Source organism: Pseudomonas sp. BW16M2, from assembly GCF_014268865.1.
Lineage (GTDB): Bacteria > Pseudomonadota > Gammaproteobacteria > Pseudomonadales > Pseudomonadaceae > Aquipseudomonas > Aquipseudomonas peradeniyensis.
This window is the reverse complement of the sequence record NZ_JABWRI010000035.1, coordinates 57,750-64,402: the sequence shown is the minus strand read 5'-3', so window position 1 is coordinate 64,402 and position 6,653 is coordinate 57,750. Positions and strand designations below refer to the sequence as shown.

Sequence of the window (6,653 nt, the reverse complement as noted above, 5' to 3'; positions counted from 1 at the left end):
GCATCCATGCCCGTCACCTCCCTCCGCAAGGCCTGCGTTCGGCCTCCTGAAGTCGCGAAAGTACGGGCGGCGCCTGGACTGACGCAGCTGTCGCTAGCGAGCTATGGCGCTAGAGTCCTGATCGGCAACGGCAACGGCAACGGCAACGGCAACGGCAACGGCAACGGCAACGAGCAGCACATCTGCATCTGCGCGATCAGATAAACTGCCGCCATGTCTGATTTTCCTCTCCCCCAAGCCCCCCTGCAACGCCTGGACCTGCCTTGGTTGCGCCACGCGGGAATCGAAGCCGCGGTCCTGCGCCTGGACCTGATCGACCCGCTGATCAGCGGCAACAAATGGTTCAAGCTGCGTCATCACCTGCTCCAGGCCCGCAAGGTCGATGCTCCGGGCCTGATCAGCCTGGGCGGCAACCATTCCAACCATCTCCACGCCCTGGCGGCGGCCGGCAAGCGCTTCGGTTTCGCCACCGCCGGCCTGTTGCGCGGCCACCCCCAGGAAACGCCGACGGTACAGGACCTGCGAGCCCTGGGCATGGAACTTCACTGGCTCGGTTTCGGCGGCTACCGCGCCCGCCATGACCCCGGCTTCTGGCAGCCCTGGCAGGCCCGGTATCCGGGCTGGCACTGCATCCCCGAAGGCGGTGGCGGCCTGGCCGGTGCCCAGGGCTGCGGGTTGATCATCGAGCAGTGCCGGGCGCAACTGGCAACGCTCGGCTGGACCGACTACGACGCCTGGTGGCTGGCAGCGGGAACCGGCACCACCCTGGCAGGGTTGGTGCTGGAGGAGGCGGGCAGGCATGCCGTCCATGGCGCCCTCGCCGTGCCGCTTGACCACGGCGTGGCGGAGACCGTCGCGGCGCTGGCCGGCGTGCACGGCTACCAGTTGCACGACGCCAGCCGTGGCGGCTTTGCCCGTATCGACGATGCGCTGCTGGCGTTCATCGCCGACACCGAACGGCAAACCGGCATGCCGCTGGAGGCGCTCTATACCGGCAAGGCCCTGCTGGCCCTGCGCGACCAGGTCGAGGCCGGGCGTTTCGCCCCCGGCACCCGCCTGGTGTTCCTGCACACCGGCGGCCTGCAGGGACGACGCGGTTACTTGTAGGGCAGCATGCGCAGCAGCGTGTTGTCGCGCCGCACATAGTGGTGATAGAGCCCGGCCAGCGCGTGCAGGCCGATCAACCAGTAGCCCCAGCTGCCGATGCGCTCGTGCCAACCCTTGATGAACTTGCTCAGGTCCGGATCGGGGGCGACGATCGCCGGCAGTTCCAGGCCATAGAACGGGATCGGCTTGTCGGCGGCGCTGAGGATCGCCCAACCGGCCAGCGGCAGGCCGATCATCATCAGGTACAGCAACAGGTGCACCAGGTGCGACAGGCCCGTCTGCCAGGCCGGTGGCCTGGGCACGATCGGCGGAGTGGGGCGCGACAGGCGCAGGGCCAGGCGCAACCAGACCAGCACGAACACCGTCAGCCCGAGCATGAAGTGCAGGTCTTTCATCAGGTCGCGTTCGGCGCTGCCCTTGGGGAACAGGCCGCGCAGTTCGATGCAGGCGTAGACGGCGGCCAGCAGCACCAGCATCAGCCAGTGCAGGGCGATCGACAGCCGCGCGTAATGGGCCGCGGGAGTGGATGAAACCATGGTGGGTCCTCGTCATCAGGTCGGAAAGGGCGCTCTTGCTGGCGCTCAGGTACAACTGTAATGGCAGTCGGGGATCGATCCTTGCGCCAGGTCGGTGAAAATTGTGTTGTCTGCTCCGGCCTACCTCAAAGTCCGGGCAAGTGCGGCCAGCTGTCCGCCACCAGGAACAACCGCTCGGTCTCCTGCCAGGCGCCGTCGCCCTCCTGTTCCAGCCGCACCAGCAATTGTGCGGGGGCGAATACATCCAGCCCGGTCAACCAACCGTCGAACTGGCTCGCGGGCCAGGATGCCTCCACCCGCGCTGGCGCGAGCCACCCATGCCGGGGCAACGGCTGCCAGCGTCCGGGCGGGCAGGTCGCGAGGTAATCCGCCCAATCCCGCCGATGCAGCCAGCGCCCACGCAAATGCGCCGGATGAGCGCCGACAGGCGCCTCGGCATGCCCGGGCCAGGGATAGAACAGATAGCCGCCGAGCCACAGGTGGGCCTCGACCTCGGCGATTCCCAGCCCGTCCAGCGCGGCACGGCTATGGGGCTGGCCGGAAATCGTCAGTTGATGCCCGGCCAGGTGCGCCAGCTTGGTCCCGAGGCGGTCGTGGCAACCGGGGCCGAGCCAGTGCGCCGGGTCCTGCCCATCGCCGGCAGGCGGGCCGAGGTAGAGCTTGATGGCCAGCTCCAGGTGATGATCGCCGTCACGGTCGCGTAGCAACAGGTCGAGCTCGCCCAGGGTATGCCCGCCGTCACGGATCGCCAGGTTGGCCGCCAGCAGCTCGATGCCCGGCGCCTGCTGCAGGGCGAACTGCCACAGGCTTTCGTAGTACAGGCCCAGCCGCCGACTGTTCAGGCGTGCCAGCCAGCTCAGCAGCGGCCTGGGCGCCTGGTCGAGCGCCGCGAGCCAGTGGCCCAGGCGCTGCGGATCATCGGCCCAGGCGCTGCCCTGCAGCGGGTGACGCTGGGGGCAGCCGGCCTGCGCCAGCAGCGGTGGCGACAACAGCGCCCAGGCCAGGTCGCGCACGGCAGGGTGGCGCAGCTGGCGGGGCAGGGACTCGAGGTCGGCGAAGGGCATCATCCTGCGAGCATAGCCGGTTTGCCGCTGACCAGTCCTTTCGCCCATAATCCCGGCATTGTCACCCCGCCGCAGAGCCTTGCAGGAGCACCATGGAGCAATTTCGCAATATCGGTATCATCGGACGCCTTGGCAGCTCCCAGGTGCTCGACACCATTCGCCGACTGAAAAAATTCCTCCTCGAGCGCCACCTGCATGTGATCCTCGAGGACACCATCGCCGAAGTCCTGCCCGGCCACGGCCTGCAGACCTCCACGCGCAAGCTGCTGGGCGAGGTCTGCGACCTGGTCATCGTGGTCGGCGGCGACGGCAGCCTGCTGGGCGCCGCCCGCGCCCTGGCCCGGCACAACATCCCGGTGCTGGGCATCAACCGCGGCAACCTGGGCTTTCTCACCGACATCCGCCCCGACGAGCTGGAAGAGAAGGTCGCCGAGGTGCTCGACGGCCACTACCTGGTGGAGAACCGCTTCCTGCTGCAGGCCGAGGTGCGTCGCCACCACGAGGCCATCGGCCAGGGTGACGCGCTCAACGACGTGGTGCTGCACCCAGGCAAGTCGACGCGGATGATCGAGTTCGAGATCTACATCGACGGCCAGTTCGTCTGCAGCCAGAAGGCCGACGGCCTGATCGTCGCCACCCCGACCGGCTCCACCGCCTACGCGCTGTCGGCCGGCGGCCCGATCATGCATCCCAAGCTCGACGCCATCGTCATCGTGCCGATGTACCCGCACACGCTGTCAGGCCGACCGATCGTGGTCGACGGCAACAGCGAGCTGAAGATCGTCGTGTCCAAGGACCTGCAGATCTACCCGCAGGTCTCCTGTGACGGCCAGAACCACTTCACCTGCGCCCCCGGCGACACCATCACGGTCAGCAAGAAGCCGCAGAAGCTGCGCCTGATCCACCCGCTGGACCACAACTACTACGAGGTCTGCCGCACCAAGCTCGGCTGGGGCAGCCGCCTGGGCGGCAGGGACGACTGATGCTCGATCCGGCGCGCAGTTTCGACATCATCGGTGACGTGCACGGCTGTGCGCTCACCCTCGAACGCTTGCTCGACGCGCTCGGCTACAAGCGGGTCGGCGGGGTCTGGCGCCATCCTCGGCGTCAGGCGCTGTTCCTTGGCGACATCGTCGACCGCGGCCCGCGCATCCGCGAGGCGCTGCACATCGTCCACGACATGGTCGAGGCCGGCCAGGCCTTCTGCATCATGGGCAACCACGAGTACAACGCCCTGGGTTGGGTCACCCCGGCACTGCCCGGCAGCGGCAAGGCCTTTGTCCGTGAGCACACCCCGCGCCATGCCCGGCTGATCGACGAGACGCTCACCCAGTTCGCCCAGCACCCGGGCGACTGGCACGATTTCATCCAGTGGTTCTATGAGCTGCCGCTGTTCGTCGACGCCGGGCGCTTCCGCCTGGTGCACGCCTGCTGGGACCCGCGGCTGATCGAGCCGCTGCGCCAGCAGTACCCCACGGGCCGCATCGACGAGCACTTCGTGCAGGCGTCGGCGGTATCCGGCAGTTTCGCTGCCACGGTGTGCAACCGCCTGCTGCGCGGCACCGACATGCGCCTGCCGGATGGCCTGACGCTGACCGGCGGCGACGGCCTGACCCGGGCCTTCTTCCGCACCAAGTTCTGGGAGGAAGACCCGCAGACCTACGGCGACATCGTCTTCCAGCCCGACGCGCTGCCCGACGAAGTGGCCCGCACGCCCCTGAGCCACAGCCAGAAGAATGCCCTGCTGCGCTACGACGAGGACGAGCCGTTGCTGTTCGTTGGCCACTACTGGCGCAGCGGGCGCCCGGCACCGATCCGCGCCAATCTTGCCTGTCTGGACTACAGCGCCGTGCTCTACGGCAAGCTGGCGGCCTACCGCCTGGACGACGAGACGCGCATCGACCCGCACAAGTTCGTCTGGGTCGACGTCGACCGTCCGCAGGCCAGCCAATGAACGTGATCGAAGTGCTGCGCCTGCCGCTGGCGGTCGACCTGAGCGGTTTCGTTGCCCTGTTACGCCGCCTGCAGGTGCCGCACCGGGTGGTGGAGGAGGGCGAGGAGCAGGTGCTGTGGGCGCCGCCGGCCATGGCCGGGGATGTGCTCGAGCTGTACCGGCGTTTCCCTGACGGCAATGCCGATCTGCAAGCCTTGCCCGAACCTATGGAGGGCGGCCCGACGAATGCCCCGGCGCCGCCTTCGCTGAAGGATCAGGCCCTGGCCTGCAAGGTCACTGCCGCGGTGCTGATCCTGAGCCTGGTGGTCGCCGGGGTAACCGGCCTAGGCGACAACCTGTCGACCATCGGCTGGTTCACCTTCCTGTCGTTCAAGGTGCAGGGCGACTACCTGTACTTCACGCCGTTGCTCCAGGGCCTGGCCGAAGGCCAATGGTGGCGCCTGGTGTCGCCGATGCTACTGCACTTCGGCGTGCTGCACCTGGCGATGAACGGCCTGTGGTACTGGGAACTGGGCAAGCGCATCGAGTTGCGCCAGGGCCCGTGGATGCTGCTGGGCCTGACCTTGCTGTTCAGCCTGGTGTCCAACCTGGCCCAGCATTTTACCAGCGGCCCGAGCCTGTTCGGTGGCCTGTCCGGGGTGCTCTACGGCTTGCTCGGGCATGTCTGGCTGTACCAGTGGCTGGCGCCCAATCCGCAGTTCAACCTGCCCAAGGGCGTGCTGGTGATGATGCTGATCTGGCTGGTGGTCTGCCTGAGCGGCGTGGTCGGCCAACTGGGATTCGGCCAGATCGCCAACGCCGCCCATGTCGGCGGGTTGCTCATCGGATGCCTTACAGGGCTCTTGGGTGGCGCGCTGGCCCGGCGTAAACTGACCGCCTGACTGAGGAGACAGCATGTCCACTTTCGCGCAAATGATCGAAAACATCACCCCCGAGATCTACGAGAGCCTGAAGACGGCCGTGGAGATCGGCAAATGGTCCGACGGCCGCAAGCTGACCGCCGAACAGAAGGAGCTGTCGCTGCAGGCGGTGATCGCCTGGGAGATGAAGAATCTCCCCGAAGAGCAGCGCACTGGCTACATGGGCCCGCAGGAGTGCGCCTCGAAGTCGGCGCCGATCGCCAACATCCTGTTCAAGTCGGACTCGGTACATTGATCGAACTCGCTCGTGGCTCTTTGAGCAAGATGGCGGTGCGCCTGGACGCACCGGTCGTTCAATACAGTTTCCGCCTGGATGACGCCGAGGTGCCGGTCAACCCGCTGATCGGCCAGGCGATCCGCCTGGAATACCTCGGCGCGATCCACTGCACCCATTGCGGCAAACGCACCAAGACCAGCTTCAGCCAGGGGTACTGCTACCCGTGCATGACCAAGCTGGCCCAGTGCGATGTGTGCATCATGGCCCCGGAGAAATGCCACTACGACGCCGGCACCTGCCGGGAGCCTTCGTGGGGCGAGCAGTTCTGCATGACCGACCACGTGGTCTACCTGGCCAACTCGTCGGGCATCAAGGTCGGTATCACCCGTGCCACCCAGCTGCCCACCCGCTGGCTCGACCAGGGCGCCAGCCAGGCGCTGCCGATCATGCGCGTGGCCACCCGCCAGCAATCCGGGCTGGTCGAGGATGTGCTGCGCAGCCAGGTGCCGGACCGCACCAACTGGCGCGCACTGCTCAAGGGTGACGCCGAGGTGCTCGACCTGCCGGCCATCCGCGAACAGATCTTCGACGCCTGCGCCGACGGCATCCGCGCCCTGCAGGAACGCTTTGGGTTGCAGGCCATCCAGCCGCTGCCCGACGCCGAGGTGGTGCAGATGCGCTACCCGGTCGAGGCCTACCCGAAAAAGATCGTCAGCTTCAACCTCGACAAGGACCCGGTCGTGGAAGGCACACTGTTGGGCATCAAGGGCCAGTACCTGATCTTCGACACCGGCGTGATCAACATTCGCAAGTACACGGCCTACCAGCTGGCCGTGCTCCAGTAAAAGGATCGTC

General features: G+C 67.1%; 9 protein-coding genes. 7 read left to right on the top strand and 2 right to left on the bottom strand.

Going from position 1 to position 6,653, the window contains the following annotated elements:
* Together HU735_RS27190 and HU735_RS23510 are read left to right on the top strand one after the other, a co-directional pair.
* The coding region (locus HU735_RS27190) for a hypothetical protein (RefSeq protein WP_238349890.1) at window positions 1-204 on the top strand (204 nt) is incomplete at its 5' end.
* A 9-nt stretch (window positions 205-213) separates the two neighbouring features.
* The gene (locus HU735_RS23510; RefSeq protein WP_186715707.1) at window positions 214-1,107 is read left to right on the top strand and encodes a pyridoxal-phosphate dependent enzyme; all 894 of its coding nucleotides are present in this window, start codon (window positions 214-216) and stop codon (window positions 1,105-1,107) included.
* Here the strand turns inward: HU735_RS23510 and HU735_RS23505 are convergent.
* Together HU735_RS23505 and HU735_RS23500 are read right to left on the bottom strand one after the other, a co-directional pair.
* Complete coding sequence (locus HU735_RS23505) at window positions 1,098-1,643, bottom strand: cytochrome b (RefSeq protein WP_050704781.1); 546 nt, start codon at window positions 1,641-1,643, stop codon at window positions 1,098-1,100. The two genes, HU735_RS23510 and HU735_RS23505, sit on opposite strands and share 10 nt — an antisense overlap.
* Before the next feature lie 125 nt (window positions 1,644-1,768).
* Window positions 1,769-2,755 carry a DUF1853 family protein gene (locus HU735_RS23500; protein WP_186715706.1) on the bottom strand — a complete coding sequence of 329 codons (987 nt, stop codon included), beginning with the start codon at window positions 2,753-2,755 and terminating at the stop codon, window positions 1,769-1,771.
* A 44-nt stretch (window positions 2,756-2,799) separates the two neighbouring features.
* Here HU735_RS23500 and HU735_RS23495 point away from each other — a divergent pair, with 44 nt between their 5' ends.
* From HU735_RS23495 to HU735_RS23475, 5 genes are read left to right on the top strand one after another with little or no spacing between them, the layout of a single operon-like run.
* Window positions 2,800-3,690 (top strand): NAD(+) kinase, encoded by an 891-nt coding sequence (locus HU735_RS23495; RefSeq protein WP_023632574.1) that lies wholly within the window; start codon window positions 2,800-2,802, stop codon window positions 3,688-3,690.
* Entirely contained in the window at window positions 3,690-4,661 is a 972-nt protein-coding gene (locus HU735_RS23490; RefSeq protein WP_028692913.1) for a metallophosphoesterase, read from the top strand. Before HU735_RS23495 ends, HU735_RS23490 begins: the two co-directional genes overlap by 1 nt.
* Window positions 4,658-5,542 (top strand): rhomboid family intramembrane serine protease, encoded by an 885-nt coding sequence (locus HU735_RS23485; RefSeq protein ID WP_186715705.1) that lies wholly within the window; start codon window positions 4,658-4,660, stop codon window positions 5,540-5,542. Before HU735_RS23490 ends, HU735_RS23485 begins: the two co-directional genes overlap by 4 nt.
* Before the next feature lie 13 nt (window positions 5,543-5,555).
* Window positions 5,556-5,816: a DUF1315 family protein gene (locus HU735_RS23480; RefSeq protein ID WP_011532970.1), complete on the top strand. Its 261-nt coding sequence runs from the start codon at window positions 5,556-5,558 to the stop codon at window positions 5,814-5,816.
* Window positions 5,813-6,643: a DUF2797 domain-containing protein gene (locus HU735_RS23475; protein ID WP_050704784.1), complete on the top strand. Its 831-nt coding sequence runs from the start codon at window positions 5,813-5,815 to the stop codon at window positions 6,641-6,643. The genes HU735_RS23480 and HU735_RS23475 overlap by 4 nt, the downstream gene beginning before the upstream one ends.
* Window positions 6,644-6,653 lie beyond the last annotated feature (10 nt).

Coding starts and splice junctions, on each gene's coding strand:
- HU735_RS23510 (WP_186715707.1), top strand. CDS start 214: ATGTCTGATTTTCCTCTCCCCCAAGCCCCCCTGCAACGCCTGGACCTG.
- HU735_RS23505 (WP_050704781.1), bottom strand. CDS start 1,643: ATGGTTTCATCCACTCCCGCGGCCCATTACGCGCGGCTGTCGATCGCC.
- HU735_RS23500 (WP_186715706.1), bottom strand. CDS start 2,755: ATGGGCGAAAGGACTGGTCAGCGGCAAACCGGCTATGCTCGCAGGATG.
- HU735_RS23495 (WP_023632574.1), top strand. CDS start 2,800: ATGGAGCAATTTCGCAATATCGGTATCATCGGACGCCTTGGCAGCTCC.
- HU735_RS23490 (WP_028692913.1), top strand. CDS start 3,690: ATGCTCGATCCGGCGCGCAGTTTCGACATCATCGGTGACGTGCACGGC.
- HU735_RS23485 (WP_186715705.1), top strand. CDS start 4,658: ATGAACGTGATCGAAGTGCTGCGCCTGCCGCTGGCGGTCGACCTGAGC.
- HU735_RS23480 (WP_011532970.1), top strand. CDS start 5,556: ATGTCCACTTTCGCGCAAATGATCGAAAACATCACCCCCGAGATCTAC.